The 21,850-nt window shown below is 37.7% G+C and carries 18 protein-coding genes; 6 read left to right on the top strand and 12 right to left on the bottom strand.

Annotated elements, in window-relative coordinates:
- Window positions 1-62 precede the first annotated feature (62 nt).
- From G626_RS0111150 to dnaA, 4 genes are all read right to left on the bottom strand, one after another.
- Window positions 63-605 (bottom strand): DciA family protein, encoded by a 543-nt coding sequence (locus tag G626_RS0111150; RefSeq protein ID WP_022932869.1) that lies wholly within the window; start codon window positions 603-605, stop codon window positions 63-65.
- Window positions 598-1,698, bottom strand: a complete 1,101-nt coding sequence (gene recF / locus G626_RS0111145; RefSeq protein ID WP_022932868.1) for a DNA replication/repair protein RecF — start codon at window positions 1,696-1,698, stop codon at window positions 598-600. Before recF ends, G626_RS0111150 begins: the two co-directional genes overlap by 8 nt.
- Window positions 1,698-2,825 carry a DNA polymerase III subunit beta gene (dnaN, locus tag G626_RS0111140; RefSeq protein WP_022932867.1) on the bottom strand — a complete coding sequence of 376 codons (1,128 nt, stop codon included), beginning with the start codon at window positions 2,823-2,825 and terminating at the stop codon, window positions 1,698-1,700. The genes recF and dnaN overlap by 1 nt, the downstream gene beginning before the upstream one ends.
- A 218-nt stretch (window positions 2,826-3,043) precedes the next feature.
- Window positions 3,044-4,507, bottom strand: coding sequence for a chromosomal replication initiator protein DnaA (dnaA, locus tag G626_RS0111135; RefSeq protein ID WP_022932866.1), 1,464 nt, complete (start codon window positions 4,505-4,507; stop codon window positions 3,044-3,046).
- A 135-nt stretch (window positions 4,508-4,642) separates the two neighbouring features.
- Here dnaA and gyrB point away from each other — a divergent pair, with 135 nt between their 5' ends.
- From gyrB to G626_RS0111120, 3 genes are all read left to right on the top strand, one after another.
- Entirely contained in the window at window positions 4,643-6,568 is a 1,926-nt protein-coding gene (gene gyrB, locus G626_RS0111130; RefSeq protein ID WP_022932865.1) for a DNA topoisomerase (ATP-hydrolyzing) subunit B, read from the top strand.
- Window positions 6,569-6,707: 139 nt separating this feature from the next.
- Window positions 6,708-7,277 (top strand): GNAT family N-acetyltransferase, encoded by a 570-nt coding sequence (locus tag G626_RS0111125; RefSeq protein WP_022932864.1) that lies wholly within the window; start codon window positions 6,708-6,710, stop codon window positions 7,275-7,277.
- A gap of 38 nt (window positions 7,278-7,315) precedes the next feature.
- Window positions 7,316-7,720: a hypothetical protein gene (locus G626_RS0111120; protein ID WP_022932863.1), complete on the top strand. Its 405-nt coding sequence runs from the start codon at window positions 7,316-7,318 to the stop codon at window positions 7,718-7,720.
- Here G626_RS0111120 and G626_RS16440 read toward each other — a convergent pair.
- Window positions 7,717-8,760 carry an HAD family hydrolase gene (locus G626_RS16440; RefSeq protein WP_022932862.1) on the bottom strand — a complete coding sequence of 348 codons (1,044 nt, stop codon included), beginning with the start codon at window positions 8,758-8,760 and terminating at the stop codon, window positions 7,717-7,719. The genes G626_RS0111120 and G626_RS16440 overlap by 4 nt on opposite strands.
- 154 nt (window positions 8,761-8,914) lie before the next feature.
- Between G626_RS16440 and G626_RS0111110 the strand changes: the two genes are divergently transcribed.
- On the top strand, window positions 8,915-11,431 hold the full coding sequence (locus G626_RS0111110; protein ID WP_022932861.1) for a DNA gyrase subunit A: 2,517 nt from the start codon (window positions 8,915-8,917) through the stop codon (window positions 11,429-11,431).
- Window positions 11,432-12,858: 1,427 nt separating this feature from the next.
- Here the strand turns inward: G626_RS0111110 and G626_RS0111105 are convergent.
- The 3 genes from G626_RS0111105 to G626_RS0111095 all read right to left on the bottom strand — a co-directional run bounded on the left by G626_RS0111105 (window position 12,859) and on the right by G626_RS0111095 (window position 15,739).
- The gene (locus G626_RS0111105; RefSeq protein WP_022932860.1) at window positions 12,859-13,356 is read right to left on the bottom strand and encodes a GNAT family N-acetyltransferase; all 498 of its coding nucleotides are present in this window, start codon (window positions 13,354-13,356) and stop codon (window positions 12,859-12,861) included.
- Complete coding sequence (locus tag G626_RS0111100; RefSeq protein WP_022932859.1) at window positions 13,343-14,902, bottom strand: glycoside hydrolase family 43 protein; 1,560 nt, start codon at window positions 14,900-14,902, stop codon at window positions 13,343-13,345. Before G626_RS0111100 ends, G626_RS0111105 begins: the two co-directional genes overlap by 14 nt.
- A gap of 189 nt (window positions 14,903-15,091) precedes the next feature.
- A complete protein-coding gene (locus tag G626_RS0111095) occupies window positions 15,092-15,739 on the bottom strand; it encodes an HAD family hydrolase (RefSeq protein ID WP_022932858.1) in 648 nt (215 codons plus the stop codon).
- Window positions 15,740-15,804: 65 nt separating this feature from the next.
- On the opposite strand from G626_RS0111095, the gene G626_RS0111090 reads away from it, so the two are divergent.
- A complete protein-coding gene (locus tag G626_RS0111090; protein WP_022932857.1) occupies window positions 15,805-17,538 on the top strand; it encodes an ABC transporter ATP-binding protein in 1,734 nt (577 codons plus the stop codon).
- A 10-nt stretch (window positions 17,539-17,548) separates the two neighbouring features.
- On the opposite strand, the gene G626_RS0111085 is transcribed toward G626_RS0111090, so the two are convergent.
- The 3 genes from G626_RS0111085 to G626_RS0111075 form a co-directional block, all read right to left on the bottom strand.
- The gene (locus tag G626_RS0111085) at window positions 17,549-17,854 is read right to left on the bottom strand and encodes an AzlD domain-containing protein (RefSeq protein ID WP_022932856.1); all 306 of its coding nucleotides are present in this window, start codon (window positions 17,852-17,854) and stop codon (window positions 17,549-17,551) included.
- A gap of 41 nt (window positions 17,855-17,895) precedes the next feature.
- The gene (locus tag G626_RS0111080) at window positions 17,896-18,615 is read right to left on the bottom strand and encodes an AzlC family ABC transporter permease (protein WP_196800485.1); all 720 of its coding nucleotides are present in this window, start codon (window positions 18,613-18,615) and stop codon (window positions 17,896-17,898) included.
- A 148-nt stretch (window positions 18,616-18,763) separates the two neighbouring features.
- Window positions 18,764-19,690: a DHH family phosphoesterase gene (locus tag G626_RS0111075; RefSeq protein ID WP_022932854.1), complete on the bottom strand. Its 927-nt coding sequence runs from the start codon at window positions 19,688-19,690 to the stop codon at window positions 18,764-18,766.
- Between the two features lie 190 nt (window positions 19,691-19,880).
- On the opposite strand from G626_RS0111075, the gene mnmA reads away from it, so the two are divergent.
- Window positions 19,881-21,056 (top strand): tRNA 2-thiouridine(34) synthase MnmA, encoded by a 1,176-nt coding sequence (gene mnmA, locus G626_RS0111070; RefSeq protein WP_022932853.1) that lies wholly within the window; start codon window positions 19,881-19,883, stop codon window positions 21,054-21,056.
- Here mnmA and G626_RS0111065 read toward each other — a convergent pair.
- Window positions 21,046-21,828 (bottom strand): amidohydrolase family protein, encoded by a 783-nt coding sequence (locus G626_RS0111065; protein WP_022932852.1) that lies wholly within the window; start codon window positions 21,826-21,828, stop codon window positions 21,046-21,048. The genes mnmA and G626_RS0111065 overlap by 11 nt on opposite strands.
- Window positions 21,829-21,850: the final 22 nt, after the last annotated feature.

Here is a 21,850-nt window from a genome sequence, read left to right as displayed (position 1 = left end):
ACGTACTCCTTATATCAATAATTTTAATTTTCAAAAGAATTCAAAAATAGTAATAAAATATATCATTTATTATCGGAATTGGTCAACATGCTCTGTCGAATACTGTCAAATTTTGCTAAAAGCTCAGGAGGCAGTTCTGAACCTTTATTTTCCGGTTTTTTTTCATATTTTTTAAGCTGCCTTTCCTCTTCCTCAATTTTTTTAGCCATTTCATTACGAGACTTTCTCACCTGCTGATCATAAGCCTCACTAAGATTTACTTTTTCTCCAGCAACTCTAAAAGCAAGATTTGTTATTTTCAATTCAGGTAAATTCATTTGAAGTCCCTTCAAAATGAATTTCTGATACATTCGCAAATATTGAATCCAGCCAGGATGATCACTCTCAACAAGCAGTACTCCGTTTTTCAAATCTATGACACGTGTATTTCCTGCAAGTCTTTCACCAAGAGGCATTCTTTTATCACTGTCTTCTGATTCATGCTTAAAAGAATGAACTCCGGAAACAACTTTTTTCCAGACACTGCAGATTTCATTTGCTTCCGAGGTTCCTATGTTAGCTGCCTGTAACATCATGTCTGCAGCGGAAACTATTCTTTCATTCATACCATTCACCGCCTTTTATTTTATACACTTTTGTGCTGTCGTGCATATACCTTTCATAAGGCTCTCCCGGTAAAAATGTACAGAAGAGTTGATCATACTCGGGTAACATTGCTGTTAATTTTGCTCTTTTATCAGGATCAAGTTCCAGCAAAACATCGTCCATCAAAAGTACCGGCCGAAGGCCGGTCGCGCGGGTATAGTAAATTGATTGTGCTACACGCAACAAAAGAGAAACCAGACGACATTGTCCTGTTGATGCAGTTGGAATAAATAAATGATGATCTTTTACAAAATCAATTCGGTCGCGGTGGGGGCCGGATAAACTTGTTTCTAAGTTCTTATCTCTATCCCTTTGTGAAAGAAGTAAATTTAAAATATCCTGCGAAGCAGGAAAAATTTTCTGGCCGTCTAAATCCTGCTCTTTCCAGGATGGATGATAGCTGATTGAAAGTCCTTCTATGCCTGTAATCTCTTCAAATACTTTTCCAAAAATCTGATTAAAAAGAAAAATTGCTTTCTTTCGTTTTTCCTGAATTACAAGTCCGTACTGTGCAAGCTGACTGTCATAAACATCAAGCATGTCATACTGATGATTTTTTAAAATCAAATTTCTGCTCTTCAAAATTTTTTTATAATTTCTAAGATCATCAATGTAAGTTGAATCATAAAGTGTAAGTGACTGGTCAATAAAAAATCTGCGGGCTTCTGGTTCTCCAGTCGCAAATCTTAAATCATCATGACAAAAAAGAATGCAGGGAATTGTATTAATAAGCTCTTTTCTGTCCTGAATTTTTTTCCCATTTTTTTCTATTCGTTTTTTATTATTTTCAAAGATTACAGAAACACGCTGAATATCATCTTCGCCTTTTTTAAACATAGAATTCACACTGAAATCTTTTTCGCCTTTTTTTACAATCTGGCCATCGACATGAGTTCTAAATGAAATTCCGTAAGAAGCATAATAAAGCGATTCCAGGATATTACTTTTACCCTGCCCGTTTTCACCGACAAAATAGACCTCTCTGTTCGAAAGGTCTATTTTATCATTTTTAAGATTTCGGAAATTATAAAAGGTTTGATAAAGAAACGGCATTAGTAATTCATTGGCATGATAACATGGATGTAATCACCGCCAGCTTCGCTACGCATAATTACAGCCTTGGTAATATTTGCTTCACCATCACTTCCACCTTCAGAAATATTAAAATCAAAAACAATATTTTCTGAATCAATAACCTTAAGTGGTTCAGTAATGTAAGTAAAGTTTAAAGCCATAGAAATTGGCTGACCATCATAACGGCAAGGAATTTCTTCATCAGCATTACCAATATCAGATTCTGGAGAAATCAATTTAAGAACACCAGAAGTAATCTTGAAAATAATTCGGCTTACTTTTTTATCAACCATGATTGTTGTACGTTTAAGAGCTGCATCAAGATCAGCCTTGTTTACCATGAATGACATTGTAAGATTTTCTGGAATTACCTTCTGGTAGTTAGGGAACTGACCTTCAATAAGAACTGAAGAAAATTCTACATTTCCAAATTTTACAAAGATTGATTTATCAACAACTGCAATCTGAATGTTTCCTTCATCAGGAGCATTCTTAAGAATACAACCAAGAATTTTTGTTGGAATGATTGCAGGCTGAAAATCAGGAACAGAGAAACCTGTTTTATTATCACAAGAAAGACGGCGTCCATCTGTTGCAACCATTGTAAGTGTGTCACCATTTTTGATGAAGTAAACACCTGTCATGAAGTAACGGTTACGGTCATCAGATACTGCAAAAATAGTTTCGCGAATCATTTCCTTAAAGTCTTTTGAAGGAAGCTCAAAGAATGGAACATTGTCGCTTGTACCAGATTCAGGGAACTTATCACTTGCCTGACTCTTAAGCTGGAACTTAACTTTCTTTGCAATAGGTTTAATTGTTACTCCAATATCTTCCTGAATGAATTCAATTTCTCCAGAAGGCAGTGAAGAAAGAATGCTCATAAACTTATCACAGAAAATTGTTGTTCTTCCTTCTTCCTGAATATCAACCGGAATAACAGTTGAAAACTTAACTGTTGAATCTGTAGCTTTAATAGTAAGTGAATTATTTTCAGCTATAATTAAAATATTTGAAAGAATGGAAACTGGACTTTTATTTGTAATAATTTCCTGTGCAATTGAAATTTCTTTAATCATTGCATCTCTATCAAAAGTGAATTTCATTTTTTATACTCCTTATTAACCTTATATATTAATATTATATTTTATAAATTTTAGTAGTAGTAATAGTATGTACTGTTTATCAGGTGGAAAAGTTATTTATCTCTTTATATTATAAGGATTTAAATTGTTAATAAAACCAGTGTTTAAATTAACTTTTTTTCCACATATCCACATTTTAATCCTTTTTTGCCTATTTATCCACTTTAAATCTACATTTTCTACACTTTTTTATATTCCTTAATCTCTCTGATATACAACTGGATTTTAGATTCAAGTGTTGAATCAATTTTAATCTGTTCAGCAATTTTATTATATGAACTCATAATAGTTGAATGATCCTTACCACCGAATTCATTTCCAATATCTGTGTAAGCCATCTCTGTAAGTTCACGTGCAATATAAATTGCTATCTGTCTTGGGACAACAAATTTTTTATCTCTTTTTTTACCTTTGAGATCTGCAACAGAAATCTGAAAATTATCTGCAATTACTTTTTGGATTACATCAATTGAAACTGATTCAAGGCTTCCAGAATCCATAACATCTTTTAAGAGATGCTTTGTAATTTCAAGGTCAGGAGTTTTTCCAACTAAATCTGCATAACCAAAAACTTTATTTAAAGCTGCTTCAAGATCACGAACGTTAGTTTCAATATTTTTTGCAATGTATTCAATGATATCCTGTGAAAGATTTTTTCCCATCAGGTCAATTTTTTTCTGAAGGATTGCAACACGAGTTTCATAACTTGGTGGCTGAAGATCAATACAAAGTCCATTTGCGAGACGGCTTACTAAACGCTGTGCCATATTTTTAATTTCTTTTATAGGGCGGTCACAGGTAAATACCATCTGAGCTTTCTTTTCGTGAAGTGCATTGAAAGTATAGAATAACTCTTCCTGGGTCTGTTCCTTGTTTTGCAAAAAGTGAATATCATCAAGAAGAAGTACATCTAGATTTCTGTATTTATTTTTGAAGGCGTTAGTCTTGCCTTCCTTAATTGAAACAGTAAATTCGTTAGTAAAAGTTTCTGCAGAAACGTAACAGATTTTTAATTTTTCTCCGCCATTATTGTAAATATAATTTCCAATAGCCTGCATTAAGTGAGTCTTGCCTAACCCTGAACCACCATAAAGCAAAATCGGGTTATATTGTTTACCAGGCTTTTTAGCAACAGCGATAGAAGCATTATAAGCAAAGTTGCTGTTATCTCCTGGAATAAAAGTATCAAAGGTATATTCTTCCTGAAGAAGAGGATGTTTTTTAAAACTTAATTTTTTTGATTCATTTGTACTAGAAGCACCTGCTGATGAATCAGAATCTGAAGATTTTTTTGCTGCTTTTTCAGATGAAGAAGTTGCAGCAGAATCTTTTTTTGATTCAGGTTTTTCTGATTTTTTTGTATCTGAATTTTCTTCCTTTACAACAATACAGTTTAATTTAATATCATTCTGGCCGGTAATTTCTTTAAGCTTCTTAAGAACAATATCAAAATTACCCTTCTGTTCCATTTTCAATTTTAAAAATGAAGATGCTACAGAGACAGTAATAGTATCAATTGTGTCCTCAACATAGTTCATATTGAACCAGAGTTTGAATTCATCTTCATTATTTTGAGATTTATATAAATCATGGAGTACCTTCATTGTGTACTCCCAGGCCTCTTCATAAATTCTTTCTGACATAATTTCATTATCCTAGAGATAAAGTCAAAATTCAAGAGTATTTGCAGCCTAATATTCGTTAGTTTACGGAATAATTGAAATTAATGTTTTTTTCAGTTAAAATAATATATTCATTTCAATATTAAGGAAAAAACGATGTCAGCAGATTACGGTGCAAGTAATATCCAGGTTTTGAAAGGACTCGAAGCAGTTCGTAAACGACCTGGTATGTATATTGGTTCAACAGGTCCACGTGGACTTCATCACCTTGTTTATGAAACAGTTGATAACTCAATCGATGAAGCAATGGCAGGCTTCTGTGATACAATTACAGTTGCACTTGAACGTGATGACATTGTACGCGTTGTAGATAACGGACGCGGTATTCCAGTTGATATCCACCCTACTGAAAAAATAAGTGCACTCGAATTGGTTTTGACTCGTCTCCATGCCGGCGGTAAATTTGATAAGGGTTCATATAAAGTTTCAGGTGGTTTACATGGTGTTGGTGTATCCTGCGTTAACGCTTTGTCAGACTGGCTCGAAGCAACTGTTAAAAGAGACGGCCACATTTATCAGCAGAAATACGAACGTGGTGTTCCAAAAACAAAAGTTGATATTATCGGTGATTGTGGTGCAGATGAACACGGAACAACAATACGCTGGAAGGCTGATAAAACAATTTTTACAGAAACAACAACTTATGATTTTGATGTACTGCGCGATCGTCTTCGTGAGCTTGCTTTCTTAAATAGCGGTGTTGTAATTGTTTTCCGCGATGAACGTCTTGAAAATCCAAAAGAAGAAGTTCTGAAATTCGAAGGCGGTATCAACGAGTTTGTTAAAGAGCTTGATGAAGGAAAAGCAGTTGTACCTGCTGAACCAATTTATATCAACGAAGAACGTGATGATGTAGTTACAGAAATTTCTATGCACTACAATTCTTCTTTCTCAGAAAACGTTCACACCTTTGTAAACGACATCAATACAAGAGATGGTGGTACTCACCTCGAAGGCTTCCGATCGGCAGTTAGATTTGTTTTGAACAAGTTCTTTGAGAACAACGAAAAGCTTAAGAAAAATCTTGATAAAGATGAAAAGCTTACTTATGAAGATTTAAGCAGCGGACTTACAGCTGTAATTTCCATGAAAGTTCCTGAGCCTGAGTTCGAAGGACAGACAAAGGAAAAACTTGGAAATACAGAAGTCCGCACAATTGTAGATCAGATTGTTAAAGAAAAGCTCACAGTTTATTTTGAGCAGAATCCTGCCACACTTGAAGCAATTCTTAAAAAGGCAATTGATGAAGCCAAGGCTCGTATTGCTGCCCGCAAGGCAAAAGACAATATGCGCAAAAAGACAATGAGCGACGGATTTGGTCTTCCAGAAAAATTGTCTGACTGTTCAATGAAAAATCCTGAGCTCTGTGAAGTATACATAGTCGAGGGAGATTCTGCGGGTGGTTCTGCAAAGAAAGGCCGCGACCCTAAGACTCAGGCAATTCTTCCTCTCTGGGGAAAGATGCTCAACGTAGAAAAAGTTCGTCCTGAAAAGGTAATGAACAACGATAAGCTTGAACCTGTAATTGCTTCACTTGGTGCCGGCTTTGGAAAAGACTTCAACATCGACAAACTCCGCTATCATAAAATCATCATCATGGCCGATGCCGATGTTGATGGTTCTCATATTCGTACTCTGCTTTTGACTTTCTTCTTCCGCTACATGCCACAGATTATTGAAAAGGGTTATGTTTATCTTGCTATGCCTCCGCTCTTCCGTGTACAGCTTGGAAAGAAAGAACCTGTATATTGTTACAGTGATGCAGAACGTGATGCAGCCCTGGAAGCTCTTGGAGACCAGCGAGATAAAGCTGATGTTCAGCGCTACAAGGGTCTTGGTGAAATGGACGGTAAACAGCTCTGGGAAACAACAATGGACCCGGCTCACCGCAAGATGCGTGTGGTAACAATTCCGGATGCAATGGCAGCCGACAAGATTTTCTCTGTATGTATGGGTGAAGAAGTAGAACCTCGCCGCAAGTTTATCGAAGAAAATTCCAGCTACGCAAATCTGGATATCTAAACTATTATTGTCATGCTGAACTTGTTTCAGCATCTAATAAAGAGCACTGTCACCTGGCAGTGCTTTTTTCTCTTTAAAGAATATCTTTATTGTTTATTAATTCAAAATCAAATAAACTTTCTGAATAAGGAAGTTTACTATGAAAAAATTTTTCCCACCAGTTTTAGAAACAGAAAGACTTATTTTACGACCGCTCACAATTGATGACCTGCAGGCAGTTTTCAAATGGACAGGCGATCCTCGTGTAAATAAATATATGATTTATCCTTTATATAAATCTCCAGAAGATGGTCGAGAGTGGCTGGAAAATCTTTACACAAATGAAAAAAATATTGATTACGGATTTGTATATAAAGAAACAGGCGAACTCATCGGTAGTGGTGGAATGTATTATCATGAAGATATAGACACCTGGCGCATAGGATATAACCTTGCCTGCGATTACTGGAAAAAAGGTCTGGCTGTTGAAGCCATGTCAAAAATCATTGACTATGTTCATAAAACATTTGATGCAAAAACTATCGACGGAGAATTCTGCGTAGATAATTACGGTTCACGCCGTGTCATGGAAAAGTTAGGAATGACCTTTTATGAAGACACAGAATATTCAAAACTAGACGGAAGTGAAACTTTTAAAGCTAAGACATATCATAAAATACTTTTGCGTCATTGCGAGGAGCGCAGCGACGAAGCAATCCATAATAAATAGATTGCTTCGCTGCGCTCGCAATGACAGAGAGGAATAATATGAAATACTTCCGTGTACACACTTCAGACATTGCATATCTCACTCAACAACCTAGAGGCATTTTCACGACAGTTGGTAAACTTGTAGATACCAAAACTCTCTCAGAAGAAGAAACAGCAGAATACTGGAAGCAGCGTGAATATTTTGAAGAAGTTCTGCCTGTGCCACCATTTTACAAAGATGGAAATCCGGATCATGCAATCACATGGTTTAAAGAAACAGAAGATGGAAAATATATCTGGAATCAATTAGGATTTTACAGAGATATGTGTTTCACGTATGGAGTAAAGCTTTTTAAATCAGAATGCTCTACTCTACCCGGTCAGATTATTTATGAAGATGATTTTCAAATCGCAGTTATTAATCAACCTGCAGATTTGAAAATCACCACAAAGGAAATTTAATTTTTCTTTACATTGTAGCCGTAAATTGTTTTCCAGTCATCACGCATTGAAACTGGAATCCAGCCGTTTTTTTCAGAAGCAAAGCGCATTTTTTCAGCCTTTTCAATATTGCCGTATTCACGGTCAAGGTCATCGCACATCAGCATAAATCCAAGAGCTTTGTATTTATTTCCCTTGATTGAATAATTAATCATACTTGCATCAGTTCCGCTATTTCCAAAGGCAAGAACAGGTTTTACTCCGATTTCACGAATCATAGAAGTTACTTTATTCATCTGAAGATTCTTAATCAGATTTACACCGCCAAGAATAATTTCTTCATCACCATTTAATGTATATGAAAGTCCATCCAGGTCTCCTTGAGTATTTGCAATGATAGTACTGTCCGAACCAATAATCTGGCTGAACGGTATATTAAGATTTGCCTGTACAAGAGGACGAACTGTGAGACGATCAGTTCCACTGGAAATATAAACGGTAAAATCATTAGAAATCAAAAACTCTACAACCTGAACCATAGGTTTATAAAAAGTTTCTCCGCGCTTCATTCCTGTAAAGCCTTCCTGCTCACCATCCATGTAATCACGAACATAGGCATAGAATTCATCAATAGTCATACCGGCATATGCTTCAGAAACCATTCGTTCACGGCTTGCACTAAGGCCTGGGAATTTATGTTCATCACGAGATGCATGTGCTGCTGCAAGCTGTTCTTCAGTAGCTTTGTAATCAGGGTCATCCAAAACACGGTGTTCAAACATCTTCCAGTCAAAATATGTTGGAGCAGTTTCAAGAATCAATGTTCCATCTAAGTCAAAAATTGCAATACGGTTTTCTACCGGAATAAAATCTGGAGAAGAAGGATCTGTAATTGTTTTCATGTAATTAATCAGAGCCTTTTTAGCACGAGCTGTGTCGGTCCAGAGCGACAAATCATTTTTAGATTCGGAATACTTTTTTACTGATTTTGCTGCAGTACAAGATACACTTAAAACAGTAATCATAGCTGCAATACAAACTGAAATAACTAATTTCTTCATATAAGAATCTCCTATTGGTGTTAATTCTGAAATCAAACATATGATTTGTCAATAATAACAAGACTAACAGTCATTAGTTTTGCAAGTTAAAGACTAAATCTCCAAAAAATGCTATAATAGTACAATTATTTAAGTAACTTCATTGGAGAAAACGATGGAAGAAATCAAAACAGCCGAAGGTGGCTCTCTCATTAAAATTCCGATTGAGGATGAGGTTAAACAGGCCTATATTGACTACTCAATGTCTGTAATTGTACAGCGCGCTTTGCCGGATGTTCGTGATGGTCTTAAACCTGTTCACAGACGTATTATGTACGCCATGGATACCCTTCATCTTGCAAGCGGTGGAAAAACAAAGAAATGTGCTACCATCGTTGGTGAAGTTTTGGGACACTACCATCCACATGGAGATGCTTCTGTATACGATGCTCTTGTTCGTCTTGGACAGGATTTTGCCCAGCGTTATACAACAGTAACTCCTCAGGGAAACTTTGGTACAATCGCCGGTGACCCTCCGGCTGCCTACCGATACACCGAGGCTAAGATGTCTAAGATTACCGAAGAGATGACCAGCGACATCAATAAAAATACTGTAGACATGATCCGAAACTTTGATGATACCTGCGACGAACCTGCTGTTCTTCCTTCAAAGTTCCCATTCCTGCTTTGTAACGGTACAACAGGTATTGCCGTTGGTATGGCAACAAACATGCCGACCCACAACCTGCGTGAAGTAGCCGATGCAATCTGTGCTTATATCGATAATCAGGAAATCACAATTGAAGAACTGATGCACTATATCAAAGGTCCGGATTTCCCAACCGGCGGTATAATTTACGGCACAGCAGGAATTAAAAAAGCTTACACAACAGGTCGCGGTAAAATCGTTATCCGTTCTAAGTTTACTATTGAAACAGATAAACGCGGTAAGGAATCTATCGTATTCACAGAAGTTCCTTACGGTGTAAATACAACTAACATTATCCGTCGTATCAAGGAGCTTGTCCGCGATAAGCAGATTGACGGTGTAGTTAATGCTAACGATGAATCTTCTGACCGCTCTGGTATGCGCCTTGTAGTTGATTTGAAAAAAGGTGCAATCACAAAGATTGTTCTTAATCAGCTTTTCGCAAAGACAGATTTGCAGTCAAATTTTGGTGTAATAAATCTTGCCCTTGTTCCTCAGGTAAAAGAGGGGGCTGCTCCTCGTTATGATGAGCCGGGCATGCTTACCTTGCCGGCAACTTATCTTAAGCCGGAAGTTTTGACTTTGAAGCAGTTGATTCAGCACTTTGTAAATCACCGCGACGAAGTTATTACCCGACGTACAATTTATGATTTGAAAGTTGCTAAGCACCGCATGCACATTTTGGAAGCTCTGATTACTGCAATCAATAACATTGATGAAGTTATCCAGATTATCAAGTCTTCTGAAAATACTGAGGATGCAAAGCTCAAGCTTGAAAAGCGCTTTAATTTTGATGATGAGCAGGCACAGGCAATTGTTGATATGCAACTTAAGCGCCTCACACACCTGCTTATTGAAGATCTTCAGAAAGAGATTAAAGAACTTCAGGCTCTTATTGATTATCTGGAAGGACTTCTTGCAGACCACAACAAGATTCTTAATCTTATTAAAGATGAGACCCGCGGTCTTGCAGAAAAGTATGGTGATGACCGCCGTACAGAAATTGTAGCAAGCGAAGTTGAACAGATTAATGTTGAAGATATGATTAAAGATGAGGACATGGTTGTTATGATTTCCCGCATGGGTTACATCAAGCGTGTTCCAGCTGATAAGTATAAAAAGCAGGGTAGGGGAGGAACCGGAAGTAACGGTACAAACCTTCTTGATGATGACTATGTAAATCAGCTCTTCATTGGTTCTACAAAGGAAATCTTGTTATTCATAACTAACTTGGGTCGTGCTTACTGGATGAAGATTCATGAGATTCCGGAAAGTGAAAAGGCTGCCCGTGGAGCTCATATCAAGGGACTTCTCCAGGTTGGTCCGGATGAAGAAATTACAACAGTTGTTTCACTTAAGGAATTCTCAGATGATATGTTCCTCTTTATGACAACTGCACAGGGTGTTGTAAAGAAGGTTCGTTCTACAGAATTCCAGAATGCAAAGACCCGCGGTATCATCGGAATTAAGCTTAATGATAACGATAAATTGATTAGTGCAATTCCTACAACAGGTGACTGTGAAGTTATGTTGATTTCCCGCCGTGGAAAGGCACTCCGCATTACAGAAGATTCAGTTCGTCTCATGGGACGTGCAAGCTGCGGTATTAAGGGAATGAAGCTTTCTGAAGGTGATGAGATTGCTGCAGCCGTAAAAGTTGAAAAAGATGCAAACATGATTTTGCTGACAGAGAAGGGTGTAGGAAAGAGAATTTCTTTCGACCTGTATTCAGTTCACGGACGTGGAACAGGCGGACAGCGAATCTTTGGAAACACAGAATCTAAGGGTGAAATCATCGGAGCTATCAACGTTAAAGATAAAGATGAAGTTGTCTGCATGACAAGCCAGGGAAAGACACTGCGCTTTAAGGCAACAGACATAAAAGAGCAGGGAACAGGAGCTTCGGGTGTAAACGTAGTTCGTGTTACCGAGCCAGACTTCATTGTTGGACTTGATAAGGTTCAGGCTGACGAAGAAGACTAAAGAATGTCACAGAGGCAAGCTGTGCTTGCCGACTAAAATCCGTCATCCTGAACTTGTTCCGGATCTACATTTAGTATTTAGATTCCGAAACAAGTTCGGAATGACACTAGATATAAATAACTAACGAAAGTTAGTAAAAACAACTAACAATCGTTAGTTAGAAAAAAATAAAATATTGTTGACAAAATATTTTTTTTGCTTAATAATAAAAGAAAGGGTATGAGCTATTAATAAAAGTTTTTAGTTCTAGGGTGATTACATATATACATCAGGCAGAAGGGCAGACCGAATTAATCGGTCGCCCTTTTTTTTGTATCTATTCTATTTTGTTCCACGTGAAACACAAAATATAGTTATCCACATAATCTACAAGTTATCCACAATTTTGATAATTAATGTGGATAACTTTGTTACTGTTGTGGATTAATAAAATTGATGCTGGTCAGTTCAATTTGTTTCATGTGAAACAATCAAAATCATTGAAGCATATATATTTCAAACCTTCGCAGCACAGCTGCTCGGAGATTCGCTTAAAATGCTCCACTGGAGCATTTTACCGGTCTTCGGCCGTCGCTCCCTATGTTTCATGTGAAACATAAAATTAAAATACGAAATCAAATAGTGTAGGGTAGGGGAGTGGGAATTACAATTACGTGTTTCACGTGGAACGTTATTTATAATTTGTTTTTTTGTAAATGGTTTTGATTTCAGGGAGATACTTGGTGTGTTAGAATGTTTCATGTGAAACATAATTCTTTTTAAGATTTTGTGAAAAAGTAAATATAAAGTAAAGTATTGAATAAAGAATGAGATAACTAAAAATTGTGTATTTATAAGGTCTCATCAAAAAAAATCTCAGACTGATTTGTAGAAATAATCTTGTTTCACGTGGAACAAATGTTTGTTTTTATTGAATCTCATTAAAAGAACTTTATAGTAAAATTTTTTAGTTTAATTATATATGTTTCATGTGAAACATTTGATGGAATAATAGAATGATTTATTTGTAAGTTGTAAATAAGAAATAATAAAGTTTTGTTCCACGTGAAACAAAGTTTAAACTGACAAACGGTTGTTAACTTTAAAAACTAATAACTGGTCGTTAACTTTAAAACATTACGACCGTTTGTATGTTAATATAGGCTGTTTGGAAGTAGACACGACAAGTTTTGCATTGATATTTGATTCAATTGTTTTTAGTTAGAAATAATATTTATATTGGGGCTATAATGTCATTTTTAGGAGAGAAGTGATCTGAAGGTCCAAGCTGGATATGAATAATATGGATTGCTTCGCTTTCGGCTTGCAATGACGGGGATTTAATGAGGTAATTATCTGAAAATGAATTATTTGCAATGGATTGCTTTGTCTTCTGCTCCCAATGACAGAATTTATAGTCATTGCGGGGAGCGGAGCGACGTGGCAATCTATTTTAATACCTTTTCCCGGAGTTCAAAGCGGCCTTTTCGCCAATCTGCGTATCCAGTAATGGAATATCCGGCTTTATCATATAATTTCTGAGAATATGGATTCTGAGTAAAACAATCCAGGCGAATGGAGTCATATCCCTGGTCTTTACATAGGTTTTCAATATATTTAAGGGTTTCTGCTGCTAATCCCTGATTCTGAAAGTCTGGAGATACACATAATCTGTGAATTACGCAGAATTTTGCATCAGGCAACAGCCATTTACCATTTTTATATTCTTCATCGAATTCTTCACTTAAAACAAAGCAAACTGCAGGCTTTCCATCCTTTTTACCAATATACATCTGGTTTTTGCTGATATCTTCTGAAATTATCTGCAAATCAGGATATATCTCGTCCCACTGGTGGATTTTCAGTTCTTCCATATGTTTTATTGCTGCAGAGAATATCGAGAATACTTTTTCAATGTCTTCTGTTTTTGCTTTAGAGTAAATCAAGCTTAAACTCCTTAAATGTGGCTTCTCCGCCAGCATTTTCTGTAGAATAACAGAATAAGGCAAATCGAACGCCTACAAACTGATCCAGAGTATATCTAAGCTTTACCGGGGCTCCAAAATCTTCGAAAGCAGCATTATCACCCAGATTTTGAGAAAAAGCAAACTGAACTTGCTCTTTTGTATGTTCCAGATTAAAAGTCGCCTTTAATTTGAGTTTTGGTGAAGAAATCTCCTTTTCTGCTTTAATAACAGGGTCTTCATTATCAAATACTCCCATAGACCATGGACTATATGGAATTTTGTGTTCTGCGACAATTAGTTTATATTTACCATTCTTTTTTGTGATTCCGATAAATCCGTATTCTCCTTCAAGTGCACAAAGGCCAGCAATATCACCTTCATTTATTGTAGATGCGTCAATTTCGACAGATCCTGCACAATGTTCTGTGAAAGTTCTTTGTGTAAGAGTGTTTGCGGCCTGAACTACGTTTTTACAGGTTTTTGCGGTTTTTACGGTGAAAGTATCAGAAGTCAGGGAAATCAGTTTCTTATCCGGAATATGATTCCACTGCCAGGCCGGATTTGTAAAGTCATTACTGTAAAGCGGCTTATACTGATAATCCGGGCGCAGATCCGGAACGTTTACTTCTCTTGGCGCAAAACCTGCAGCTCCGAATACAGGGAAGTCATCTACAAACTTTACAGGAACTAAAACCGGTATTCTTCCCAGCGCTCCATGGTCCTGGAAGACGATTGAATACCAGTTTCCGTTCGGAGCCTGAACAATTCCGCCTTGGGCAGTTCCGCTATTCCATCCGGCTAAATCTGAACATAAAACATCTTTTCCAGTGTAAGGTCCATCAATTCTATCAGAAACATAGCAGGCTTCCGTACGCATCTTTCCTTTTGGCATATGAATAAAGAAGATGTAGTATTTTCCGTTAATCTTATAAATATGGCATCCTTCGTAGCCTAAAATTACATTTTGTGGATTATCGTGGATTATTACTTTATTAATTCCTCCAGCTTTGGGTCCAGACAGATCTGCCTCCATTTCTGTAAGAGTTATATTCATATTTCCGCTCACACAGTAAACACGGCCATCATCATCAAAAAGTAGCGACATATCATGATAAAAGCCTTTTATTTCTGAACGCTGCCATGGACCTTCGATTTTTTCAGATGTAAACAAATAGGTCTTTCCTGTGTCATTCGCAACAAAAGAGATATAGAATTTGCCATTGTGATGACGAATACAGGCAGCCCACATGCCTTTACCATATGCACCTTTATTGTCTGCCAGAGTCTCTTTTTCTGTGGCTTCAAGTTCATCGTAAACGTAAGCTGCATGTTCCCAGTCTACAAGATTGTGAGAGCGTAGGATAACGCAGCCTGGCATAAAGTGCATTGTGGTGCTGACCATATAGTAGGTGTCATTTACACGGATAATATCGGGATCCGGAAAGTCTGCTGGGATGATGTAGGAGGAGGATTTCTTCATTGTGATAGGATTCGATTCGGCAGATTTTATGGAATTGTTTTTCATTTTTTGATTCCTTACAATTGTTAGTATAATAAGGATTGTGATGACTAAAATTATAACTAACATTCGGTAGTTTTTAAAGAATTTTTTCATTATTTAATAAAAGAATACAGTTAAATTAAAAGCTTGTAAACTTACTAACGTTAGTTAAAATTTGTTAAATTGATTTCCAGTAATTAGTCTTAGAAAAATTTATTGTCTGCAGATTTTGTCTAATCGTGAAACATTTTCTGCAATAAAGTCGGCTCCGGCTTCTTCGAGTTCTTCTCGGCTTCCATAGCCAAAGAGAACTCCGCAGGATTTGAGGCCGATTTTTTTTGCGCCCAGAATGTCGTGTTTGCGGTCGCCAATCATGAGGATTTTTGATTTGTCTGATATATGATTGCGTTCTATGGCGTAAGCGATAACTTCGTCTTTTTTGCTGCGGCTTTCGTCCATAAGGCTGCCACAGACATTTTCGAAATATTGTGCCAGGCCAAAGTGTTCTATAATGCGGACAGAATATTCTTCCGGCTTTGAAGTAGCCACGACTAACTTTTTACCTGCCTGTTTAAGCCCGGCAAGAAGCTCCGGGATTCCAGGGTAAACTGAATTTTCTAGCAGGCCTTTTGTTGCAAAATATTCTCTGTATTTTTTTACACCTTCTGCAGCTTTCTGGTCATCAAAGCCAAACTGGGTTTTAAAAGTATCAGGTAATGGCGGTCCGATAAATGAGCAAAGCTTTTCGTAGGATGGGATTTCTATTCCAAAATATTTTAGTGCGTGAATAAAAGAATTGGTGATTCCCAGGGCCGGGTCTGTTAATGTGCCGTCGAGGTCAAAGAAAAGATAATCGAACATAAGGTATTATAGGTGCTGTTCTGGTAAGTTGCAATACTTAGATTCCTTCTGTTATTATTGTAATAATGGACTTTTCTAAAAAACCGCTTAAGATATTTTTCTCTTATTACAAACCGCACATCGGGCTTTTTATTGCAGATATGCTCTGTGCTTTTTTTATGGCCGCTATTGATGTTGCTTTTCCTATGTTTTCACGATATGCACTCAATACACTCATTCCAAATCATCAGTTAAAAACTTTTTTGACGCTTGTTGGGATTCTGCTCGTAGGCTTTTGTATTCATAAAATGTGTAACTGGTTTGTCGCCTACTGGGGACATGTTTTTGGAAACCGCGTTGAACAGGATATGAGACGGGATGTTTTTGATCATCTGGAAGAATTGCCTTTCAGCTTTTATGACACAAACCGCACGGGGAAAATCATGTCTCGGGCAACTACTGACTTATTTGAAATTACAGAGCTTGCCCATCATGGACCTGAAGATTTTTCAATTGCCATGCTGAATCTCATTGGTTCTTTTATTCTTCTTCTGACAATTCGTTGGGAGCTTGCAATTATTGTTTTCATCATGCTGCCTGCAATCTTCTTTATTGTTTTCACTTCCCGACGTAATCTTTCTAAAGCATCTGCAAAGGTAAAAGAAACAACTGCTGAAGTAAATGCCGGTCTTGAATCCAGTATCTCAGGTATTCGTGTAACAAAGGGTTTTACTAACGAAGATTATGAGCGTAAACGTTTTGCTCTTTATAATCAACAGTACAGTGCTGCAAAGCAGAGCCGCTTCCGCTATATGGCAAGCTTCTTTTCAAATGTTGAATTTTGTAATAATTTACTTTCTCTTCTTACACTGGCTGTTGGTGGATACTTTATTATGAAGGGTAAAATGACTCTGCCAGACTTAGTTGCGGCAAACTTGTTTATTGCAAGCTTTGTTGGACCTATTAAAAAATTGAACAATTTTGTTGAACAGTTTGCAACAGGCATGGCTGGTTTCAATAGATTTATAGAAATCATGAGAACTGAGCCTGAGCCTGCGGATAGTCCGGATGCTGTAGAGATTCTTTCTGCTCGAGGTAATATCAGTTTTAAGAATGTTGATTTTTCTTATACTCCTGATTTTCCTGTTTTGAAAAATATAAATCTTGATATTCATTCAGGGGAAAAGTTTGCTCTAGTCGGGGCCAGTGGCGGTGGAAAATCAACAATTTGTAATTTGATTCCACGTTTTTATGAAATTACAGGCGGTTCAATCAGCCTTGATGGAATTGATATTCAAAAGATAAAAAAGCATTCGCTTCGCAGTCAGATTGGAATTGTTCAGCAGGATGTATTTTTGTTTGCCGGAACAATCCGGGAAAATATTGCTTATGGAAAGCCGGATGCTACAGATGAAGAAATTATACTTGCTGCTAAACGTGCCGAAATCCATGATGACATTATGCTCATGCCTGACGGCTACAATTCTGTGGTGGGCGAGCGCGGAATAAAACTCAGCGGTGGTCAGAAACAGAGAGTGTCCATTGCACGCTGTTTCTTAAAAAATCCACCGATTCTGATTCTTGATGAAGCAACTTCTGCTCTGGATACTGCAACAGAAATTAAGATTCAGCATTCTTTTGATGCGCTTTCGAAAGGACGAACTACTCTTGTCATTGCACACCGCCTTTCTACAATTAAGAATGCCGACAAGATTGCTGTAGTAAATGACCATGGAATTGTGGAGCTTGGAACTCACCAGGAGCTTATGGCAAAGCAGGGTGAGTATTATAAGTTACAGAGTGCACAGATTACAGAGTAATTAAATCCGCTTATAAAAAGAACTCTGCAATAAAAACTACTGCACAGCAGGCGCAGGCTACAGGGAAGAGGCCAAGCCCGAAATAAGATAAAAGGATACCAACAATCAGTGCAATAATTCCAGCGACAGGTGACTGTGTTGCTTCGATGATTGCAGGAAAAGTCATTACTGCGAGTGTAATGTAGGGCACATAATAAAGAAATGATCTTATAAATCTGTTTTTAATTGGTTTGCGGATTAGAGTAAGAGGAAGTACGCGAATCAGATATGAAACAAAAAAAGCAGTGAAAATAGATAAGTAAATATATGTATTCATAATTTAATCTCCAAAAAGGTGATTTCGATTTGCCCTTCGGGCTACTCAATCACCGAATCATTGTTTTCATCTGGAATTGGTTTAATCAAAGCAACAATACTTGAAATTACAACTGTAAGGATAATGGTTCTTGTTCCACCCGAAAGTTGGCTAACTAACGGTAGTTTGGTAAAAGCAAAGCTTGCTGCAAAGCTGATTAAAACAGAAATCATAATTACAATATTCTTCTTAGCAGGAGGAACAATAATTGCAAGGAACATTCCGTAGAGAGCAACTGAGAGGGCGCTCACTACGCGTGCCGGTAAAAAGTTTCCGGCAATGATTCCGAGAGAAGTTCCAATAGACCACAATGGAACCGCAACAAAAATTGCTCCATAATTATAGATTGGATTTATATATCCCGGGCGGGCAATTGTAATTCCAAAGATTTCATCTGTAATACCGAAGCCTATAAGGAAGCGGTGAATCAGGGAAGTTTTCGAATCAAAGCGCTGGGTAAGGGCTGTACTCATAAGAAGGTAGCGGGCATTTACTACAAGTGTAATTAAAGCAATTTCGAGAAAGCTTGCTGCGGCCTGAATAGATGTAAAGAGAGCATATTCACCAGCAGAGGCTACACAGAAAAAGCTTGCAATAAAACCCTGAATTGGAGTAAGTCCTGCATTACGTGCAACAATGCCTAATGAAAAGGCAACTGCAAAATACCCAAGACCTATAGGAAGGCCGTCGCGCATGCCTTCGAGAAAGACTTTATTTTTCATATTATCCTTTATTGTCATTGCCGCACTTGATGCGGCAATCCAGCTATAAAAAAAGATTGTCGGGTCAAGCCCGACAATGACACGAGAAGTTAATCCCGAGAATGATGTTTGAGTTATACTATCATATTATTGATTTTTTGCCAAATAACTAAGCGTTAGCCATAGCCTTCAGTTCAGCAAGCATTTTTGGCAGGTCACTTTCCATGTTCTCATTTGTGAACTGGCAGGTACCTACTTTTTCGTGTCCGCCGCCACCGTATTTAAGCATAAGACTTCCGACATTTACTTTGCTTGTCTTGTTGAGGATGCTGTAGCCTACTGCTGCAGAACAGCCCTGACCGCCGCGTCCGCTTACAATCCATGCAGAAATATTCTGTTCAGGATACATAGAGTAAATCATAAAGCGGTTTCCGGTATAAATAGGATCTACGCCGCGCAAATCAGAAATAATAAGATTTCCTTCAACAGTGGTATGAGCCTTAACCATCTCTTTGAATTTCTCTGTCTGCTCGTTGTAAACTTCGATTCTTTCTTTTACATCCGGCATTGAAAGAATTTCATCAGTTGATTTATCGCGGCAGGCAACCATAAGCTTTTCCATCAGCTGGTAGTTAGAAACTGTAAATTCACGCCAGCGGCCAAGACCAGTACGTGGGTCCATAAGGAAGCCTACGAGTATCCAGCCTTTTGGATTCTGGATTTCATCGATTGTAAGATTTCCTGAATCGACTTTATCTACAGCTACCATAATATCATCAAAGTTAGGGAATTTTTCTTTTCCGCCGTAATATTCATAAATAATGCGCGCGCAGGAAGGAGTAATGCGGCTTTCTCCTTTGTATTTTCCTTCAAGCTGATTTCTTTCAAATTCACTTGAGTGGTGGTCGAACCAGAGTCCGCAGCCTTCTACAAAAGGAACGTTAGCAAGACAGTCGTTGCTGTCAATTGGAACGAGTCCATCCTGTAAATCTTTTGGATGAGCGAATTTCCAGTGATCTATAATTCCTGCTTCAAGAAGTAAAGCACCACAAGCAAGACCATCAAAATCAGAACGTGTAACAAGTCTCATTGCCATATTTTTTTCCTCGAATATAATTTTTTGTTTTCATATCTATTTTAACCCATAATTGTTAAAAAAGATATTTTTAAATTTACTTTTATATTATTTAACCTTGTGATATAGTAGGGAAAAGAGTTTAATAAGCAGGTGGTTTCGATACGGCTGTCGCCTACTCAACCACCGTGTGATTTTATGTAGGTTTTTTATGAATTACGTTATGCAGGAAATGCCAAAGGCTGGCGATACAGTTGTTGTTGGAATGTCGGGCGGGGTAGATTCTACGCTCACAGCTCTTCTTCTTTTACAGAAGGGATGCAAGGTTATTGGAGCAACAATGTCTCTTTGGGATGGAAGTCTCCCGGAAATCAATACTGGAACAAAAACCCGTGAAGCCTGCTTTGGTCCTGGCGAGGAAGAAAACATTGAAGAGTGCCAGCGTTTCTGCGATGCGCACGGAATTGAATATCATGTTATTGATGTAAAAGAAACCTATAAGAAAGAAATTCTCGAATATTTTAAATCTGAATATAGAAGCGGCCGCACACCAAATCCTTGTATCCGCTGTAATATGCTGATTAAGTTTGGTGCCCTCCTGGCCGGAATTGAAAAGCTTGGTATTAAATATGATTATTTTTGTACCGGCCATTATGCAAAAATAGTTCGACCGGATCAGGGCCTTTTTGGAACTGATGCCCGTCCCTGCATGATTTCTACTGCTACTGATATTTCAAAAGATCAGACATACTTTTTGTATCGTGTTTCATCTGAAACTCTGGAAAAGGTTCGTTTCCCTCTGGCGGCTATGAAAAAGGCAGATGTTATTGCTCTTGCAAAAGAGGCAAATCTTGAAGCAGCAAACCGCGAGGAAAGCCAGGACTTTGTAGGTGAAGAATATTTTGATGTTCTTTTTGCAGATAAGCCAAGTGTTCCTGGAGATATTATTGACCTCGACGGGCATGTACTTGGTCAGCACAGAGGAATTGAACATTACACTGTTGGCCAGCGTCGTGGACTTGGAGTTGCAGTAAATTATCCGGTTTATGTTCATTCGATTGATGCAAAAAACAATGTTGTAGTTCTGGCTCCAAATGAGGCACTTAATTCAAATGCACTGATTGCTGATGATTTTGTGTGGCCTGGAAACATTGAGCCAAAAGAAGCCTTTGATGCTATGGTAAAAATCAGACTGGCAAGTAAACCGGCCGCAGCACGTATTGAGAAATATATTCCTGGAGAAGATGATAAAACTGAATACCGCGGCCAGCCGTGGAAGATCACTTTTGAACAGCCACAGCGGGCTGTGGCACCGGGCCAGTCGGCAGTGCTTTATATTGATGGTGTGATTGCCGGTGGCGGTGTGATTTATAAAGCTATATATTAAGGAGTTTTTCTGCGTTCTTGTGCAGAATCATTTCGCGCTCTTCGTCTGTTAAATCCAGGCGGTTGAAGCGTTCCAATTCTTCTTCGTGATCCCACATAGGAAAATCTGACGCAAACAAAAACTTTTCAACGCCGTGGGCACGAATCATTTTGTTAGCTTTTTCTAACGGAAGCCATTCCAGTGTACTCGAAGTATCAAAATATATGTCCTGGCCAACAAGCCATTTCATAGATTCATCCCATTCAGTGTAGCCGCCAAAATGTGCTGCAATTAAAGTCAGTTTTGGATGCTTTTTATGAAGATTTAAAATTCGTTTGGGACCTGAAAAATCATAGCGGTAATCACCGGCATGCATAATCAAAGGTAAGTTCAGGTCGGTCATTATGTCATAAACATTGTCCATGCGGGCTGCATCTATCTGAAATTTCTGGAAATCAGAATGGAGTTTAATTCCGCGAAGTCCTGCATCTTTTATTCTGTGGAGTTCAGCTTCATAATTATCATAATCCGGATGCATGGTTCCAAAGCCAATAAATTCCGGATGTTCTTCACATTGTTCGATAGTAAAATTATTGGAAGGTTCAACCTGCATTGCTTTGGTAGCAACCGGCAAAATTACATATTTTGAAACACCGATTTTTAAACCGCTTTCAAGAAGCTCTTCCGGGCTTCCGTGATATTTCATTGGATAGTTGTAAAAATCTCCTACACTTTTAGAAGCTTTTTCGGCAATTTTTGCAGGATAGATGTGGCAGTGGAAATCAATTATCATAATGAAAAAAGAATAATGATTT

The sequence above is a fragment of the Treponema bryantii NK4A124 genome, from assembly GCF_000421345.1.
In the GTDB taxonomy this organism is placed as follows: Bacteria; Spirochaetota; Spirochaetia; order Treponematales; family Treponemataceae; genus Treponema_D; species Treponema_D bryantii_B.
Note: the sequence above shows the minus strand (reverse complement) of the source record. Positions and strands in the feature narration are given on the sequence as shown.